Below are 17,299 nucleotides of genomic sequence, written 5' to 3'. Positions count from 1 at the left end.
AGATGACGAGACATGGAATATGGCTGCTGTGGCTGCTCTGTTTGCCGGCATGGGGACAAGGGTGGCAATTGCAAACGGGGGAGGCCGGCATCTTGTTATGGACCCGCGCCCACCCACCGGGGACATTTCTGGCCCTGCGCCTGGAAATGAACGTAGCGGCGCCCCCATCCGCCCTGCTGGCCGTGCTGCGCGATACTGCCCGTCATCAGGAGTGGCTGCCCCAGAGCCTGGAGGTGCGCGTGCTGGCAAAGCCGGCGCCCGATGAAGATCTGGTATATACCCGCTTGTCGGCCCCCTGGCCGGTGCAGGAGCGAGAGCTGATCACTCATTCCCGCCTGCGGCGCAGTGCCGATTGCAGCCTGAAACTGACGGTATGGGCGGCGCCCGATGCACTGCCACCCCATCCGGGGCGAGTGCGGATCCGGGCCAGTGAAGGGCGCTGGGAGGCATTGCCACAACTGAACGGCACCACCCTGGTGCGTCTTGAAACCTACACCAACCCGGGCGACAGCCTGCCGAGCTGGCTCGTCAATCCGATTGCCGCCCAGGCGGCACTGGACAGCTTTCGAGCCATTCGCCGGCTGATGGAAGCCGTGCCACCCCAACCTTGCGCTTGTGCGCGGCAACACTCTGCTGGCAAGTGGCATTCATGCCAGGTTCTTCCTTGAGGTTTGCCCTTGATGGGTATTCTCCCGGCTTAAGCCGGGGCGTTTTTAAATATTATCCTTATCAATAATCTTGCATGTGTCTTTCACTGCCAGACCATCAGGGTAAATAGTGTGTCGCTCATATCTAGGTCATGAAAAACGGTATATAGCGCCAACCTCATGATATTTATCATACTTCTTTCATTCCCCATCTTTATCTGCATTGTGTCAGACAAGTCTTTGTCAGTTGTTTTGACCGGGGCGGGAATATCACGCATGAATAAATCATTCTCGTTAATTTTCAGTTCAGGTTTTAACACCTTTTTTACCTTATCGTCATTTCTGGCACCAATATCTCCATCCGTTACAAACGAATGAAGAGCCAATGGCAAGGAGGCTAATATAGCCACCCTCAAGAAACAGGATCTTTCTTGCCGTGCTAGTCACCATCTGACCATATAAGGATATATCATGAAAAAATTACCTATATTTGCGGCCCTGCTGTGCTTGTCACTGGGCACTATGGGCGGCGTGGCGGCTGATGAGGCGCAGCCTGCGGCCGCTCCGGCGGCGATGGACGCGCTCAGTGCCGCGGCTGCGCAGACGCCAAGAGACTTTGTGAGTCTGACGCTGATGAATCAGAGTTCCCGTGCCAGTGCCTATATTGAAAGAGGGCATTTATGACACCAGAGATGTTCCTGCGGGAAGCTCCACCTTTATATCTTATCCTCGGGGGACCTATATCAGTACCCTGCGCGCCACCGATGGGGCAATAGGTTATGCCCATTGTGCCCCGGTTCTGCTGGATGCGAGTAAAACGTCATTCATGAACCTTGAAACCCACTCTTGTTATACACAGTGATGGGTATCGATGACATGTCATGCGCCAGCACTGCTGGCGTATTTAATCTAGGGTGGAGGTTCCCGATAATGTCCTGGCGTCAGCCATGACATGTAATCAGAACAGTTGATATAACATATTCCCCATTGCAGTCATATGAGGGAGTTACTTCTATTCCATCTTCACCAAATATTGACTCTGCCCTTGCTGACCGTGATAACGCCCTTATTTTCAGAAGGCTCAATATCGTTAATCGGTGGCTGGATATAAGAGCCTGCTGGTAACTACAGGGGACGTGAATGAAAAACGGTCATGACTTGGCATGAAAAGCATCTGTGAACCGACATCCTCTCGCAGTCACATCGGTGCCTCGGTCGATCGCAGGGGGTTGGAGTGAGATAGCTGAGTTGGCTTTCACGCTGAACGCTGCCGCCAGACAAACATGGCCAGTGGTCAGCAGACATTGCCTGCGGATTGCCGCGGCGAATGAAAGGGAGTGGGAGCATGTGGCGGTCATATGACGACAAGACTTCGGATTACGCACTCTTGAGGGGGCAGCAGAGACAAGGTCAGTGAGACCGCGGCACACTCGATATGTGCCGAATGCAGGCAGGATCCTGTGTAGGATCCTCAGGTTTATGGCATAATCAGCCACCGATGAGAACAAGTCCCGGCATCTCAGGGACTTGTATGGTTAAAATCATCGGCGGTAAGGACTTTTTCCTTTGACTATCAGTTGTTGGACCTATAATATTCGCGCCCTATGCAAAAGGTGAAGTTGCCCGTTAAGGTTGATCCAGTCCGTAATGCCTTGAAGCTGCTCGACTATGTCGGGATAGTGGAAAAGTCGCAGATGCCCAGGCTGGAGGCATCAACCGCAGGCTTGCAGAGTGATGTCGATGTATCACTGCACTTTGGCAAAGATGTCCAGAAGTTGACCGTTATGAAAGGCACTGCCCATGCCAAGGTTGACCTGGTTTGCCAGCGTTGTGGAGATACATTCGAACACCTTTGTGAAGCTGATTTTATCTACACTCCGCTGTTTGAAAAAACAAACGAGGAAGAACTGCCGGAAGCTTATGAGCCCATTGAGTTGGACGAAAACGGCGAGATAGATCTTCATCAAATCCTGGAGGATGAACTCATCCTCTCGTTGCCTCAGGTGGCGATGCATCCGATGGATGCTTGCCCGCGTGGTAACATGGAGATGACTTGGGGTGATATCGAACCTGCTGATGAGCGGCCGAATCCCTTTGCAGTTCTTGAAGAGCTTAAACGTAAGTGAATCTAGGAGTTAGCCTACAATGGCCGTACAACAGAACCGTAAAACCCGTGCCAAGCGTGGCATGCGTCGTTCACACGATGCGCTGACCAGTGCAGCTCTGACTGTTGATCAGACCAGTGGTGAAATTCATCGTCGTCACCACGTGACTGCCGATGGTTTCTACCGCGGTAAAAAGGTAATCGCTTAAGGATTGCCTTTGTCTACGCAAACTGTCGCGCTAGACATAATGGGGGGAGATATTGGCCCCTCGGAAACAGTGCCTGCCGCCGTGCAGGCACTGTCTCTTTTGCCCCAGTTAAAACTGATCCTGGTCGGTGATCAGCACCAGACTACCTCCTTGTTGCAGCAACATGGCTTGCTGACTCATCCTCGCGTTCGTTTCGTGCATGCATCCCAGGTGGTTGGCATGGGCGACAAGCCGATCGTGGCGCTGCGTACCCTGAAAGACTCCTCCATGCGGGTTGTGCTCAATCTGGTGAAAGCCGGTGAGGCCGATGCCTGCGTCAGTGCCGGCAATACCGGTGCCCTGATGGCCATGGCCAAGTGCGTGCTCAAATCCCTGCCCGGCGTCGACAGACCCGCGCTCATCAAGGCGCTGCCGACCTTGGGCGGCAAGCGTACCGTGATGCTGGATCTGGGGGCGAACGTGAGCTGCGATGCCGATACCCTGCTGCAATTTGCGGTGATGGGCTCAGTGGTGGCCGAGAAGGTGGAAGGCATCGCCTTTCCCCGGGTCGCCTTGCTCAACGTGGGGGAGGAGGAGATCAAGGGCAACGATCTGGTGCGTCACAGCGCAGAGCTGCTGCGTCAGTGCAGCGCGCTCAATTTCGTCGGCTTCGTCGAGGGGGATCGCATCTTCAGCGGCGAGTGCGACGTGATTGTCTGCGACGGTTTTGTCGGCAACGTTGCCCTCAAGACGGCGGAAGGTGTGGTACGGATGATGGCCCAGCTGGCCGGATATCCCCGCAAGAAACGCAGTTTTCTTGGCCGTATCGCCGGATTTATGTTCAAACGACGTTTTTCTTACCTGAACCCCGACCAGTATAACGGCGCAAGTCTGTTAGGATTGCGCGGCATTGTGGTAAAAAGCCATGGGCGGGCCGAACGGCGCGCTCTGTGTAATGCGATCCTGCTGGCCGCACAAGAGGCCAAGCATCAACTTCCATTGCAAATAGCAGATCGCCTTGAATCTGTCTTTTCCGACAGGGATCTATAAGAACTCTATGCATAGCAAAATTCTGGGTACTGGCAGTTATCTGCCGAGTTCAGTGCGTACCAACGCCGATCTCGAGCAAATGGTTGAAACCAGTGATGAGTGGATCGTGGAACGTACCGGGATCCGTGAACGCCGTATTGCCGGTGCCGACGAAACCGTCGCCACCTTGTCTCACCAGGCCGCCCTGCGCGCCCTGGATGCTGCGGGTCTGACCGCGGCCGATCTCGACATGATAGTGCTGGCCACCACCAGCGCCGAGAACGCCTTCCCGGCCGCCGCTTGCGAGTTGCAGGGGCTGCTCGGCGTGCCCGGCATCCCCGCCTTTGATGTGGCGGCCGCCTGCGCCGGTTTCACCTACGCACTCTCCATCGCCGATCAGTTCGTCAAGTCCTGCGCCGCCCGCCATGTGCTGGTCGTTGGTGCCGATGTGCTCTCCCGCATGTGCGATCCGCAAGATCGCGGCACCATCATCATTTTCGGGGATGGTGCCGGCGCCGTGGTGATTGGTGCCAGCGAGACGCCAGGGATACTGTCGACCCACCTCCATGCCGATGGCCGTTATGGCGATCTGCTCAAGCTGCCGCAACCCCGTCGTGGCATGCCGGGAGCCGAGCTCGAAGCCTACATGTATATGAAGGGCAACGATGTGTTCAAGGTGGCGGTAACCCGTCTGAGCGAGCTGGTGACCGAAACCCTGGCCGCTGCCGGTGTCGAGCCGAGCGAGCTCGACTGGCTGGTGCCGCACCAGGCCAACTTCCGCATCATCAGCGCGACCGCCAAGAAGCTCGGCATGAGCCTCGACAAGGTGGTGCTGACCCTCGACAAGCACGGCAACACCTCTGCCGCCTCCGTGCCCATCGCCTTCGATGAAGGGGTGCGCGACGGCCGGATCAAACCGGGTCAGCTGGTGCTGCTGGAGGCCTTCGGCGGTGGTTTTGCCTGGGGCTCGGCGCTGGTTCGCCTCTGATCTTCAGCGGGATGGGGTCCTGCACCATCCCGCGACCGATTTCGTTTTCGTCTTACCTTAAAGGAATCAATGATGACCCAATTTGCCATTGCCTTCCCGGGACAAGGCTCCCAAACCGTCGGCATGCTGGCCGAGCTGGCCGAGCAGCACGCCGTGATCAAGGAAACCTTCGCCGAGGCGAGCCAGGTGCTGGGTTATGACCTGTTTGCCCTGGTCATGGATGGTCCGGTTGAAGATCTGAACAAGACCTGGCGTACCCAGCCGGCGCTGCTGACAGCCTCCGTCGCTCTGTGGCGTTTGTGGCAACAGCAGGGTGGGGCAACCCCCGCCGTCATGGCCGGTCACAGCCTGGGGGAATATTCCGCCCTGGTGTGCAGCGGTGCCTTGGCCTTTGGCGACGCGGTCAAACTGGTTGAACTGCGTGGTCTGGCCATGCAGGAAGCGGTGCCGGAAGGCACAGGCGCCATGGCCGCCATCATAGGTCTGGACAACGAGGCCATCGCCGCCAACTGCGAAAAAGCGGCGCAAGGTCAGGTCGTGTCCCCGGTCAACTTCAATTCCCCGGGCCAGGTGGTGATCGCCGGTCACAAGGAAGCGGTTGAGCGCGCCAACATCTTGATGAAAGAGTCTGGTGCCAAGCGTGCGCTGCCGTTGCCGGTCTCCGTACCCTCCCACTGCGCCCTGATGAAACCGGCGGCAGAAAAACTGGCGGCTGCGCTGGACGGGATCGAGATCAAGGTTCCAACCATCGCAGTCATCAATAATGTCGACGTGTCCTGTGAACAGGATCCGGCCGCCATCAAGCAGGCCCTGGTGCGTCAGCTGTTCAGTCCGGTCCGTTGGTCCGAGACGGTGGAGCGGATGGCCAATGAGGGTGTCACCCTCGAGATCGAGATGGGGCCGGGCAAGGTATTGACCGGGTTGGCCAAGCGCATCGACAAGCGCGTGGAAGGCATTCACGCCAACGATGCCGCCTCTTTCGAGCTGGCGCTGGCCCAGTCCAAGTAAACAGGAGCAGATCATGAGTTTTACCGATAAGGTTGTGTTGGTGACAGGTGCCAGTCGTGGCATCGGCCGGGCGATTGCCGAAACATTTGCGGCCCGTGGCGCAAAAGTCGTCGGCACTGCGACCAGCGAGAGCGGCGCAGAGGCGATCAGCGCCTATCTGGGCGAGCAGGGTTGCGGCATGGCACTGAACGTGACCAGTCCGGAATCCATCGAAACTGTCTTTGCGGCCATCAAGGCACGCTTTGGCGAGATCGACATCCTGATCAACAATGCCGGCATCACCCGCGACAACCTGTTGATGCGCATGAAAGATGATGAGTGGAATGAAATCATCGACACCAATCTCACCTCACTGTACCGTCTGAGCAAGCCGGTATTGCGCGCCATGATGAAGAAGCGTCATGGCCGGATCATCAGCATAGGCTCAGTGGTCGGTACCATGGGCAATGCGGGCCAGGTCAACTATGCCGCCGCCAAGGCGGGCCTGGTTGGCTTTACCAAATCGTTGGCACGGGAAGTGGCATCCCGTGGTATCACAGTGAATGCGGTTGCGCCCGGTTTCATCGAGACCGACATGACCCGTGCCCTGAATGACGATCAACGTGCCGGCATCATGAATCAGGTGCCTGCTGCCCGTTTGGGCGATCCAAAAGAAATTGCCGCAGCTGTGGTATTCTTGGCGTCTGATGACGCCGCCTATATCACTGGCGAAACCCTGCATGTTAATGGCGGGATGTACATGGTGTAATCAATTTGTCGTGAGATCTGTTCAAATTTGCGATAGTACGCCGAAGTTTGGCGAATTTCGTGGTTTGACCAGCGGCAAGCTACTTGCAAACTCACGTCAATTGAATAAACTACCCCAACCAGACGCAATAGCGTATTTTTAAAGGAAAATTCAGGTCATGAGCAACATCGAAGAACGCGTAAAGAAAATCATCATCGAACAACTGGGTGTTAAAGAGGAAGACGTTAAAAACGCTGCCTCCTTCGTCGACGACCTGGGCGCTGACTCTTTGGATACCGTTGAACTGGTAATGGCGCTGGAAGAAGAATTCGATACCGAAATTCCTGATGAAGAAGCCGAGAAGATCACCACTGTTCAAGCGGCTATCGATTACATCACCGCTAATCAGGAATAAGTTCCTGTTCTGAAAGAAGCGGCCCAAGGGCCGCTTCTTTTATGTTTACCCCTTTCAAAATAGCTCTCGGAGACTAGCTCAGTGTCAAAACGCAGAGTCGTGGTGACCGGCCTGGGGATGCTTTCCCCGGTGGGCAACACTGCCGAATCCAGCTGGCAAGCCCTGCTCAACGGGCAGAGCGGCATTTCTCCCATCGAACACTTTGATGCCAGCGAGTTTGCGACCCGTTTCGCAGGCCAGGTCAAAGAGTTTGATCCCGAACAGTACGGCATCAACCGCAAAGAAGCCCGCAAGATGGATCCCTTCATCCAGTACGGCGTGGCGGCGGGGATCCAGGCACTGGATGACTCGGGTCTGGTGATCAACGAAGAGAACGCAGAACGGGTTGGCGTGGCCATAGGTTCCGGCATCGGCGGTCTGGGTCTGATCGAACAGAACCACAGCAGCCTGATCAACGGTGGCCCGCGCAAGCTGAGCCCCTTCTTCGTACCGTCCACCATCATCAATATGGTGTCCGGTCATCTCTCCATCATGAAGGGACTGCAAGGCCCCAACATAGCCGTGACCACAGCCTGTACTACGGGTACCCATGCCATCGGCATGGCCGGCCGCATGATCGCCTACGGTGATGCGGACGTGATGGTGGCCGGTGGTACCGAGAAAGCCTCCACCCCGATGGGGATGGGCGGTTTCGCGGCGGCCAAGGCGCTCTCTACCCGCAACGACGAGCCGCAAAAGGCAAGCCGTCCGTGGGACAAGGATCGCGACGGTTTCGTGCTGGGTGATGGCGCCGGTGTGCTGGTACTGGAAGAGTACGAACACGCCAGGGCCCGTGGCGCCAAGATCTATGCCGAGCTGGTTGGCTTTGGCATGAGTGGCGACGCCTATCACATGACGGCACCGCCCGCTGACGGCAACGGTGGCGCCCGCGCCATGAAGAACGCCATCAAGGATGCCGGCATTGCCCCCGAGCAGATTGGTTACATCAATGCTCACGGCACCTCCACCCCGCTAGGGGATGTGGCCGAGCTGCGCGGCATGAAGCAGGTGTTTGGCGAGCATGCCAGCGCCCTGATGATCAGCTCCACCAAGTCCATGACCGGCCATCTGCTGGGTGCGGCTGGTGCGATCGAAGCCATCATCACAGTGCTGGCGCTGCGTGATCAGATGGCACCGCCCACCATCAATCTGGACAACCCGGATGAAGAGTGTGATCTGGATCTGGTGCCTCACGTGGCCAAAGCCGGTCACTTTGAGTATGCGCTCTCCAATTCCTTCGGTTTTGGTGGCACCAATGGCTCACTGATCTTCAAACGCGTATAATTCGCCCCAGGGCGGACAGTATGGGCCCGATACGTCAGTATCGGGCCTTTTTTATCGGAGGGATCCTTTTGCTTATCAATGGAATGCAGACAGATGCTGTGTCCGCCAGGGATCGTGGGCTGGCCTATGGGGATGGTCATTTCACCACCATGCTGATCAAGCATGGTCAGGTTGTCTGGTGGCCGGCCCATCTGGCGCGCCTGCAGCAGGCCAGTGTCAGACTCGGGTTTGCCGAGATGGACTGGTCAACCCTGACCCGCGAGGTGGCGCAGCTTGCCGCCGGCCAGACGCAGGCTGTCGCCAAGGTGATGCTGACCCGTGGCACAGGTGGCCGAGGCTATGACGGCAGCGACTGCCAGACGCCGACCCGGATCGTCTCCCTTGCGGATTACCCGAGCCACTATCAGGGCTGGCAGCAAAACGGTATTCCACTGCTGGTTTGTCAGCAACGGCTCGGTGACGCTCCCATGCTGGCCGGACTCAAGACCCTGAACCGGCTGGAGCAGGTGTTGCTGAAAAGCGAACTTGCGGCGCGTTCGGGAGTCGAAGGTATAGTCTTGAACAGTCGCGGATTTCTGGTAGAAGGTGTCAGTGCCAATCTGTTTTGGCGCCGTGGCAAGACGGTGTTTACACCGGATCTTTCTCACTGCGGTATTGATGGCATCATGCGGCGACACGTGATGGGGATGCTAAAACAGATGAGTATTGAACTGCGTGTCGTGGAGGCTCCGTTGGAGTCACTGTGGCAGGCCGAAGAGGTATGGCTGACCAATACCCTGATGGGCATAGTGCCGGTGAGCGGCATCGGGGATACCCAGTATCCCAGCCCGGTATTGATCCGCCGTTTACAGGAGCGTTTGGTCATTGAAGTTTAATCGGCTTTACACCCTGCTCGCGGGCGCGGCACTGACAGTTGCCGTGGCCGGGGGCTATGTACATTACAAATGGCAGCAGGTGGAGACGCTCACCAACAAGGGGCCGACGCGCCTCTTTACCGTCGAGAAGGGAGCCCACGCGGCGCGTTTGATCGCCGAGCTGGGGGAGGGGGAATCCAGCCCCTGGGCGGTGCGACTCTGGCTGCGAGGCCATCCCGAGCTGGTTGCCATCAAGTCGGGCACCTATGAAATCAAGGAAGGGGCGCCACTCAAGGAGACCCTCTCCCTGTTTGCCTCCGGCAAGGAGTTTCACTTCAGCCTCACCTTCGTCGAGGGTTCCCGTTTCGAGGATTGGCTGAAGCAGCTCTCCGGCGCGCCCTATCTGGAACGGCTGACAGTGGAGCAATCTGAAGCCGACCTGGCCCAGGAGCTTGGCATCGACAATGGCAAGCTGGAGGGCTGGTTCCTGCCGGAAACTTACGCCTATACCACCCATGCCAGTGACATCTCGATCCTGCGTCGTGCCTATCAGGACATGAGAGCTTTCCTGCAACAGAGTTGGGACAATCGCCAGGCCAATCTGCCCTACAAGACCCCTTATGAGGCGCTGATCATGGCCTCCATCATCGAGAAAGAGACGGGTCAGCCAGACGAGCGGGCGCAGATCGCCTCCGTGTTCGTCAACCGCCTGCGCCTTGGCATGAAGCTGCAGACAGATCCCACCGTCATCTACGGGGTCAAGGATCGTTACGATGGCAATATCCGCCGCAGCGATCTGACGGACGTGAATCCGTACAACACCTATGTGATCGACGGCCTGCCGCCCACGCCCATCGCCATGCCGGGCAAGGCTTCCATCGAAGCAGCGCTCAACCCCAAGTCGACCGACTATCTCTATTTTGTCGCCAAGGGGGGCGGTGCCCACTATTTCTCCAAGACCCTCGATGAACACAATCGGGCGGTTCGCGAATACATATTGAAGAAGCCCTAATGTCTAAATTTATTGTGATTGAAGGACTGGAAGGGGCAGGGAAGAGCTCCGCGGTGCGTTATGTCACCGATTATCTGCAACGCCACGGCATAGACCAGATCGAATGCACCCGTGAGCCGGGGGGAACCCCGCTGGCCGAGCGGATGCGTGCCATCGTCAAGGAAGTTCACGACGAGCGCCTCACCATAGAAGCCGAGTTGCTGCTGATGTATGCCTCCCGGGTGCAACTGGTCGAAACCCGGATCAAACCGGCACTGGCTGAGGGTCGCTGGGTGGTGGGGGATCGTCACGATCTCTCCTCCCAGGCCTATCAGGGCGGCGGGCGTGGCATAGATGCGGGGCTCATCGGTGCCATCAAGCAGGCGGTGCTCGGTGACTTCAAGCCGGATCTCACCCTCTATCTCGATATCGATCCTGCCCTTGGTTTGCAGCGTGCCCGTCATCGCGGCGAGCTGGACAGGATCGAGCTCGAGCAGCTCAGCTTCTTCGAGCGCACTCGGAGCCGTTATCTCGAACTGGCCGCCAGGGATGATTCCATCCGGGTGATCGATGCCGGACAAACCCCGGATCAGGTCAAAGCGGCCATCGAGAAAGTATTGGCCCACTACCTGAAAGATGATCCCTCATGTATCCCTGGTTGATCCCGGACTGGCATGCCCTGAGCCAGACGGCCCAGGCCGGTCGGCTTGGCCATGCCTGGCTGCTGCTCGGCGATCCAGGGCTTGGCAAGGAGCAGCTTGCAGAACGATTGGCGCGCTTGCACCTCTGCCAGCAACCGGATCGGGGGGAACCCTGCGGCCAGTGCCACTCCTGCCAGCTGCTTGACAAGGGTCATCACCCGGATCTCGGCACCCTGCCTGCTGACAGCAAGACTATAGGGGTCGAGGCCATTCGCGAGATCTGTGCTCGCTTGCAGAACTCGGCCCAGCTCGGCCGTGGCAAGGTGGTGATCATCCCGGATGCGGAGCGCATGACGGAGTCAGCCGCCAACGCCTTGCTGAAAACCCTGGAGGAGCCGGCCGGCGACAGTCTCTTGTTGCTGATCGCCTCCCAGGTTTCCCGTCTGTTGCCCACCATTTTGAGTCGCTGCCACAAGCATGTCTGCCAGTTGCCGACGGAAGGTGAGACGGTTCGCTGGCTGGCCGAGCAGGGTCATCAGGCCACATTGGCCCAGGTGCGGATCTGTCAGGGGGCCCCGCTGCGGGTGCTGCGCTACATCGACGAGCAGCAGGACGGCAAACGTCGGGAATTGCTGGAGAGTTTCGTCTCCCTGTCACAGACCCCGACCCGGGCCACCCATGTCTGCAGCCAGCTGGCGGATGAAACCCAGGTCAGACTGCACTGGTTGCAGCTGTTCTTGTGCGATGCACTCAAGACTCAGGCCGGCTGTGGTCATCATCAGCTGGCGATGCCGGATCTGGCGGCCCTCAGCCAGCAGTTGGCCGAAGGCAACTCCAGCGAAAAATTGCTGGAGGCGGAGCAGCAGCTCGTGGCGCTCAAGGCCGCCTGCCAACCTGGCCAGCTCTCCAATCCCACCATTCATCTGATGAACTGGCTCAGCCGCTGGTTATAACACTGACAAGACGCAAAGGTTCTTTATGTTACTCGTTGATTCCCATTGCCACCTCGATCGCCTCAGCTATGGCAGCAAGCAGACCGACATGGCCGATGTGCTGGCCAAGGCCGCGCAGCAGGACGTGGGATACTTTCTGTGTGTGAGCGTCACCCAGGCACAATTCCCGACCATGCTGGCGGCGATCGCCCCTTATCCCCAGGTGTTTGCTTCCTGTGGCGTGCATCCGCTCAATCAGGAACCCGGTGTCGATGCCGAGCTGTTGCTGACGCAGGCCAGCGATGAAAGGGTGGTGGCCATAGGGGAAACCGGGCTCGACTACTTCTACTCGCCGGAAAACAAGGAGGTACAGCAAGCCTCCTTCCGCGAACATATCCGGGTCGCCCGCGCCTTGAACAAGCCGCTGATCATACACACCCGTGATGCCCAGCAAGATACCCTGCAGATCATGCGTGAAGAGGGCGCCGACCAGGTGGGTGGTGTGTTGCACTGTTTCACCGAATCCCTGGAGATGGCCCAGGCCGCCATGGAAATGGGCTTTTATATTTCCATTTCCGGTATAGCGACCTTCAAGAATGCGTCCGCGCTGCAAGCCGTGGTCAAGGCGTTGCCGCTGGCGCGCTTGCTGGTCGAAACGGACTCTCCCTATCTTGCCCCCGTTCCTCATCGGGGGAGGGAGAACGAACCCGCCTTCGTACGCGATGTTGCCCAATTTGTTGCCGACCTTCGCCAGATCCCGCTGGCCGAGCTGGCGGAAGCGACAAGTCACAACTTCTTCGAATTGTTCAAGTTAGCAAAAAAATAGAAGACGAGGCCCCGGATAACGGGGCCTCTTAATTTCAAATCTTCCGCATACTTCCCCTCATCAGCATTGCCTACGCCAGCTGTTATCTCTCACTCACATGAATGTCAGCGCAATGCTATGGCTGATAAACAGGCAATTAAAAATGATGTTGCTGCAGGTGATCATCGAGGTTCAAAGGGTTTAATCAAGGCCTCTATAAGTATCGATAATATTCATTATCGATACTTGATGTATATGAAGGATCCTGTAAGATCCTCCTAAACTTCATATTGAATCATAGGCTTACGTGGCTTATCCGACCCTTGCTCCCTCCGCTCATCAGTCATTACAGACTGTGTTCGATCCTCAGCTCAATAGCCGGGCGAGACGCTTCTTGCGCAGTGCCAAGGCGGATTCAACCCTCAATGCCTATCAGGCTGACACCCGTATCTTCGTGTTCTGGTGCCAGCTGCATGGGCTGGATCCACTGCAAACCACCCATCACGACATCATGAACTTTCTGGCAGATCAGGCCGATGGCATATTGGCGGACTGGGTCTGGCTGGACAAGGAAGAGGGCAAGGGGGAACTGCGCAACGGCGAGCCTCGCAAACCTGCGACCCTGGTGAGGCGACTAGCCGGGATCCGCTACGCCTTCAAGCAGAAGGGCATCCATCCCATGCCGACCGAACATGCCGAAATCAAGGAGATGATGCGCGGCATAGTGCGCCTTGGCGATAACCGCAAGCGCAAGACCGGGGCGCTGACCCTGCAACCCTTGGCCAGGGTACTCGATGAAATCGATACTTCCAGTCTGGCCGGTTTACGGGATCACACTCTGCTGCTGTTGATGTTCAGCGGGGCTCTGCGCCGCTCGGAGGCGGCCAGAATCGAGGTCAGCGATCTCAATTTTGTGGGGCAGGGGATCCGGCTTCGACTCAAGCCGAGCAAGCATCAGCTCCATGAAACCGAGATAGCGCTCATACCCGGCAAGCAATATTGCCCTGTCTCGGCGCTGCACTCCTGGCTTAAAAAAAGCCGGATCGGCGAGGGGGCGCTGTTTCGTCGCATGAACCGCTGGGGTCAGCTTATGTCGGAACCCCTCGGTCCCCAGGGGATAAACCTGATGATCAAGCGGCGCACCGGCCAGGCCATCGACGATCTCTATGTCAGTGGTCACAGCCTGCGACGGGGATTCATCACCTCGGCCGTCACCGCCGGCAAACCCATGAACAAGATCATCGAGGTGACTCGCCACAAGGATATGCGTACCCTGCAGGAGTATTTCGACGACGCCCATAAATTCTCCGATCACGCACTGGATGGATTGTTGTGACACAGGTCTTCACTGTTTCTGATGTTATGAGGATGGAGAGCCCGATGTGTTCTCCGCTGCTCTTGATGACACAAAGGAAAAGAATGTCCAGATGTTCGATATCTGGGTAAAATTAGATAGGCAGCGCATCGTCATTTTAAACATCAAAGAGTAGATATGAACATTAATGATTACATAAGTAAGGGGATGTTCAAAAACTCCTTGGGCAACCATCATACATTTCCACTTTGCATTTCGGTTTGCAAATTTGATGATTTATCCAGATTTGAAGAGGTAAATATCGAAGTAGACCAAGCGGGTTGTATCACTCAATATCGTGAACCGCGCATATTTCAAGCAGGTTCAATCAGCAAAACGATTTTTTCATTGGCCGTCATGAAGCTTGCTACTCAGGGGATTCTCAATCTGGATGCTGACGTCAATCAGTATTTACGTAATTGGCAACTTGAAGACCTGAATGATAAAAACAGCACGGCAACTATCCGTCAGATACTGAGTCATTCTGCTGGAATTTCTATCACCAGTTTCCCTGGATATAACCTGACAGCCCCACTACCAGAATTGATCAACATTCTTAATGGAGAATACCCGGCAAACACGGGAAAAGTTGGCATCATTGGTCAACCAGGACAGTCATTCCAATACTCTGGTGGTGGAACTACCATTGCACAGAAAGCCGTGATGGATCTGTTGCAACAAGATTTTCCATCATTGATGCGTGCTCTCATTCTGGAACCAACCGGAATGAATAACAGTACCTATCAACAGTCATTGCCATCCGAATTAAGCGAAAAGATGACAATAGGACATGATATTAATGGTCATCAAGTAACAGGTGGATATCATATTTACCCTGAAATGGCTGCGGCAGGGTTATGGAGCACAGCCCTGGACTTAGCTACCTTGGGTATGGAAGTGATCAACACATTACAGGGGAATCCCTCCACACTTGGCTTATCCCAAGATACACTGGAGTCAATGGTTCAACCCCAGACGCCGGATATATCCGAAGATTCATTTGTTGGCTTGGGTTGGTTTTGTAACCAAAAGAATGGCAATTTATGTCTCAGTCACGCAGGCCAAACAGAGGGATTTATTGCACAGCTGAGTTTAATCCCGAGAGAAAATAAAGGAATTTCGATTATGATTAACTCCCTCGATGGCTGGCCAATGGTCCAGCATTTGCTCACTGATTTGGGATTTAGCCCTGCATCAACCTGAATCCGCTTACATTCCCATAGGGGGGGAATTTAGCAACAGACCTTCAAGGTCAGGCCCTTGTTCAAGCCGGAATGAGCACAAAACACAGAGCCGTGATCTGGCCGGTTGCCTCATCCATAAACGTAGGTGAACACCCCTTCAAGATGGGTACAAGCAGTCATCCTTGATGATAGAGGGTAGACCTACAGCGCAACTTCAAATCAACCCAATAGGGAGATTACAATCTGGGGCTGACAGATACTGTCAAAAACTAATTGAAATGTCGTGAATTCCGTCAAATAGAAATGTCATAGAATAGAGGAAGTGCTGAGTAAAGAGTCACGACAACAGAAGTATAATGAAGGGCCACAGGAGTCTCACAATTTTGATCGCTCGCGCGGAATTTTTACAATGCAAACCAACGCTACTTGCTGTGCTAACATTTATACATTAAATTCATTTGGAACTGAGCGAGAGCAAACATGCACGAATTCATAAAGCTGATAAAATCACGTTCAGATGAACATGGCATAGCATTTTCTCGTATACATGACCTTCCTGGCTCTATGATGTCGATTCTTAGGCAGGAACTTGATTCTTTAATTAGGGTTCTTTATCTGTTATCTATATCAGATCTAGAAGAAAGAAATAGACTCATGGAATGCACCGTTAGCGGTAAGCAATGGAAAGTTTCTACACCAAAAGGGAAGCTGAGAAAAGTTACTGATGCTCAGATGGTCGAAATATCAGATAAATTTGGTGGTTGGGCTAGCTCTGTCTATCGATTTGGCTGTGCCTTTATTCATCTTTCGAACTTTCATGGCTATAATGCATCAAATCCACTTACGACTCTTACCACAGAGGAAAGACATAAAATCCTTGACCATATGCGTCGTTATCACCACGGCCCTGAATCGGATAATCCAAATTTTCAAGAGCTATCGAGTTATTTTCCTAGGGTATTTGAGAAGATCAAAGACAATTTGGAATGCTACCTAGAGCTCTTGGCTGAAGGAGCCCCGACTGAGGATGTTTTTTGAGTGTAGGAAAATATGAAAGAAGAGTTTACCCCATTCGAGCCCGCTGATTACTTGATCAGCGAAGCTGAAAGAACAGCCTATCTCAACGCAGCTATTGAGGAAGAAGACCCCTATTTACTCACTTTCGTCCTCAGTGATATAGAAGAGGCCAGAGGCAGAGATGAACCAACGTAAGTGATGAGTGATACTTACGTCGCCGCTCTTACAAAGGGCTATCGCTCTCATTTTTGTAATAGGTCTGGACTGCGGCTTCGACGTTATTAACATATCGCTGAATCTCATCAACGGTATACATCAAAAACCGTTCATTCATGAGTACATAGTTTAAGTAATTAACTGATATGCCTGCATTTTCCGCCTCAGCCCTGCGTATCGCTCGTAGTAACCTTTTCTGACGATCATTTTTCTTACTTTTTGTAGTAGATATACTTTTATAATCATAAGCAACACCATCACTATGTGCCATTACATTTCTAATAACTGTAAGATGATCTACATCTGCAATATTTTCACCACCAATGACTTCCTTTAAAATAAAGTGAGTCTTCTCAATCACCCCACCTTTCATTTCTCCTGTATATCCAGATAGTTTTTTCATAAGCTCTAAGCATTTCCCCATACGGTCTTCAAAAAGGCCAAATATAGTAAGAAATGCTGAGCGTCGAGTGAGCTGGGTGATTAAATGTATGTATTCTGATTTGACTTCATCATAGTCATGACCAATACATGAACCACATGTGTAATACGTCTGCATAAATTCGTAATTTATACCATACTCATTCGTGACTTCATCCGAATATTTCCCTTCCATGACAGCACCAGGCAACTCAGCCTCTTTAATAGCCAGTTCCACATTCCTTTCGGCCTGCTCAGCAAGCATTTTCATGATTGCAACTGACGAGGTGGTTTCCCAAAGATGGATAAAAATAGGAAATGTAAGCCTTGCCATGTCTGCATCCTTTATAAAACCATCCCAATAACGGGGTACATAATACTCTATTTTTGAGTCCGCTGTTGCCACAGACAAACAGCTGCCGCGACGGCTGGCGAAGGGGGGTCATTCCGTGGGCC

At 54.6% G+C, this 17,299-nt stretch carries 21 protein-coding genes; 19 read left to right on the top strand and 2 right to left on the bottom strand.

Features of this window, described 5'->3' with window-relative positions:
• Window positions 1-2: 2 nt before the first annotated feature.
• Entirely contained in the window at window positions 3-668 is a 666-nt protein-coding gene (locus IU367_RS11140; protein WP_274451886.1) for an START domain-containing protein, read from the top strand.
• Window positions 669-751: 83 nt separating this feature from the next.
• Here the strand turns inward: IU367_RS11140 and IU367_RS11135 are convergent, their stop codons facing one another.
• Complete coding sequence (locus IU367_RS11135; protein ID WP_274451885.1) at window positions 752-1,057, bottom strand: hypothetical protein; 306 nt, start codon at window positions 1,055-1,057, stop codon at window positions 752-754.
• Window positions 1,058-1,118: 61 nt separating this feature from the next.
• On the opposite strand from IU367_RS11135, the gene IU367_RS11130 reads away from it, so the two are divergent.
• The 18 genes from IU367_RS11130 to IU367_RS11045 all read left to right on the top strand — a co-directional run bounded on the left by IU367_RS11130 (window position 1,119) and on the right by IU367_RS11045 (window position 16,402).
• The gene (locus tag IU367_RS11130; RefSeq protein WP_274451884.1) at window positions 1,119-1,331 is read left to right on the top strand and encodes a hypothetical protein; all 213 of its coding nucleotides are present in this window, start codon (window positions 1,119-1,121) and stop codon (window positions 1,329-1,331) included.
• Window positions 1,332-2,251: 920 nt separating this feature from the next.
• Complete coding sequence (gene yceD, locus IU367_RS11125; protein WP_042866373.1) at window positions 2,252-2,773, top strand: 23S rRNA accumulation protein YceD; 522 nt, start codon at window positions 2,252-2,254, stop codon at window positions 2,771-2,773.
• Window positions 2,774-2,792: 19 nt separating this feature from the next.
• Complete coding sequence (rpmF, locus tag IU367_RS11120; RefSeq protein WP_005311492.1) at window positions 2,793-2,960, top strand: 50S ribosomal protein L32; 168 nt, start codon at window positions 2,793-2,795, stop codon at window positions 2,958-2,960.
• A 9-nt stretch (window positions 2,961-2,969) separates the two neighbouring features.
• Window positions 2,970-3,989 (top strand): phosphate acyltransferase PlsX, encoded by a 1,020-nt coding sequence (gene plsX, locus IU367_RS11115; protein WP_098984060.1) that lies wholly within the window; start codon window positions 2,970-2,972, stop codon window positions 3,987-3,989.
• A gap of 7 nt (window positions 3,990-3,996) precedes the next feature.
• Complete coding sequence (locus IU367_RS11110; protein ID WP_274451883.1) at window positions 3,997-4,956, top strand: beta-ketoacyl-ACP synthase III; 960 nt, start codon at window positions 3,997-3,999, stop codon at window positions 4,954-4,956.
• Window positions 4,957-5,028: 72 nt separating this feature from the next.
• Window positions 5,029-5,964 (top strand): ACP S-malonyltransferase, encoded by a 936-nt coding sequence (gene fabD / locus IU367_RS11105; RefSeq protein ID WP_274451882.1) that lies wholly within the window; start codon window positions 5,029-5,031, stop codon window positions 5,962-5,964.
• Between the two features lie 13 nt (window positions 5,965-5,977).
• On the top strand, window positions 5,978-6,712 hold the full coding sequence (fabG, locus tag IU367_RS11100) for a 3-oxoacyl-ACP reductase FabG (RefSeq protein WP_043555697.1): 735 nt from the start codon (window positions 5,978-5,980) through the stop codon (window positions 6,710-6,712).
• A 157-nt stretch (window positions 6,713-6,869) separates the two neighbouring features.
• Entirely contained in the window at window positions 6,870-7,106 is a 237-nt protein-coding gene (gene acpP, locus IU367_RS11095) for an acyl carrier protein (protein WP_005300909.1), read from the top strand.
• A gap of 81 nt (window positions 7,107-7,187) precedes the next feature.
• Window positions 7,188-8,429 carry a beta-ketoacyl-ACP synthase II gene (gene fabF, locus IU367_RS11090; RefSeq protein WP_241324953.1) on the top strand — a complete coding sequence of 414 codons (1,242 nt, stop codon included), beginning with the start codon at window positions 7,188-7,190 and terminating at the stop codon, window positions 8,427-8,429.
• A gap of 20 nt (window positions 8,430-8,449) precedes the next feature.
• On the top strand, window positions 8,450-9,304 hold the full coding sequence (pabC, locus tag IU367_RS11085) for an aminodeoxychorismate lyase (protein ID WP_274451881.1): 855 nt from the start codon (window positions 8,450-8,452) through the stop codon (window positions 9,302-9,304).
• Complete coding sequence (mltG, locus tag IU367_RS11080; protein ID WP_043555702.1) at window positions 9,294-10,295, top strand: endolytic transglycosylase MltG; 1,002 nt, start codon at window positions 9,294-9,296, stop codon at window positions 10,293-10,295. The genes pabC and mltG overlap by 11 nt, the downstream gene beginning before the upstream one ends.
• Window positions 10,295-10,936 carry a dTMP kinase gene (gene tmk, locus IU367_RS11075; protein ID WP_274454331.1) on the top strand — a complete coding sequence of 214 codons (642 nt, stop codon included), beginning with the start codon at window positions 10,295-10,297 and terminating at the stop codon, window positions 10,934-10,936. The genes mltG and tmk overlap by 1 nt, the downstream gene beginning before the upstream one ends.
• Window positions 10,921-11,868 (top strand): DNA polymerase III subunit delta', encoded by a 948-nt coding sequence (gene holB, locus IU367_RS11070; RefSeq protein WP_274454330.1) that lies wholly within the window; start codon window positions 10,921-10,923, stop codon window positions 11,866-11,868. The genes tmk and holB overlap by 16 nt, the downstream gene beginning before the upstream one ends.
• Window positions 11,869-11,893: 25 nt before the next feature.
• Window positions 11,894-12,673, top strand: a complete 780-nt coding sequence (locus IU367_RS11065; RefSeq protein ID WP_274454328.1) for a TatD family hydrolase — start codon at window positions 11,894-11,896, stop codon at window positions 12,671-12,673.
• A 373-nt stretch (window positions 12,674-13,046) separates the two neighbouring features.
• Window positions 13,047-13,988 (top strand): site-specific integrase, encoded by a 942-nt coding sequence (locus tag IU367_RS11060; protein WP_274454327.1) that lies wholly within the window; start codon window positions 13,047-13,049, stop codon window positions 13,986-13,988.
• 156 nt (window positions 13,989-14,144) lie between these two features.
• Window positions 14,145-15,209 (top strand): serine hydrolase domain-containing protein, encoded by a 1,065-nt coding sequence (locus tag IU367_RS11055; protein ID WP_274454326.1) that lies wholly within the window; start codon window positions 14,145-14,147, stop codon window positions 15,207-15,209.
• 461 nt (window positions 15,210-15,670) lie between these two features.
• Window positions 15,671-16,228 carry a hypothetical protein gene (locus IU367_RS11050; RefSeq protein ID WP_274454325.1) on the top strand — a complete coding sequence of 186 codons (558 nt, stop codon included), beginning with the start codon at window positions 15,671-15,673 and terminating at the stop codon, window positions 16,226-16,228.
• A 12-nt stretch (window positions 16,229-16,240) separates the two neighbouring features.
• Window positions 16,241-16,402: a helix-turn-helix domain-containing transcriptional regulator gene (locus IU367_RS11045; RefSeq protein ID WP_274454324.1), complete on the top strand. Its 162-nt coding sequence runs from the start codon at window positions 16,241-16,243 to the stop codon at window positions 16,400-16,402.
• A gap of 28 nt (window positions 16,403-16,430) precedes the next feature.
• Here IU367_RS11045 and IU367_RS11040 read toward each other — a convergent pair whose 3' ends face one another.
• Window positions 16,431-17,177, bottom strand: coding sequence for a hypothetical protein (locus IU367_RS11040; protein ID WP_274454322.1), 747 nt, complete (start codon window positions 17,175-17,177; stop codon window positions 16,431-16,433).
• Window positions 17,178-17,299 lie beyond the last annotated feature (122 nt).

This window comes from Aeromonas bestiarum (assembly GCF_028751155.1).
In the GTDB taxonomy this organism is placed as follows: Bacteria; Pseudomonadota; Gammaproteobacteria; order Enterobacterales; family Aeromonadaceae; genus Aeromonas; species Aeromonas bestiarum.
This window is presented reverse-complemented; position numbering and strand designations above follow the sequence as displayed.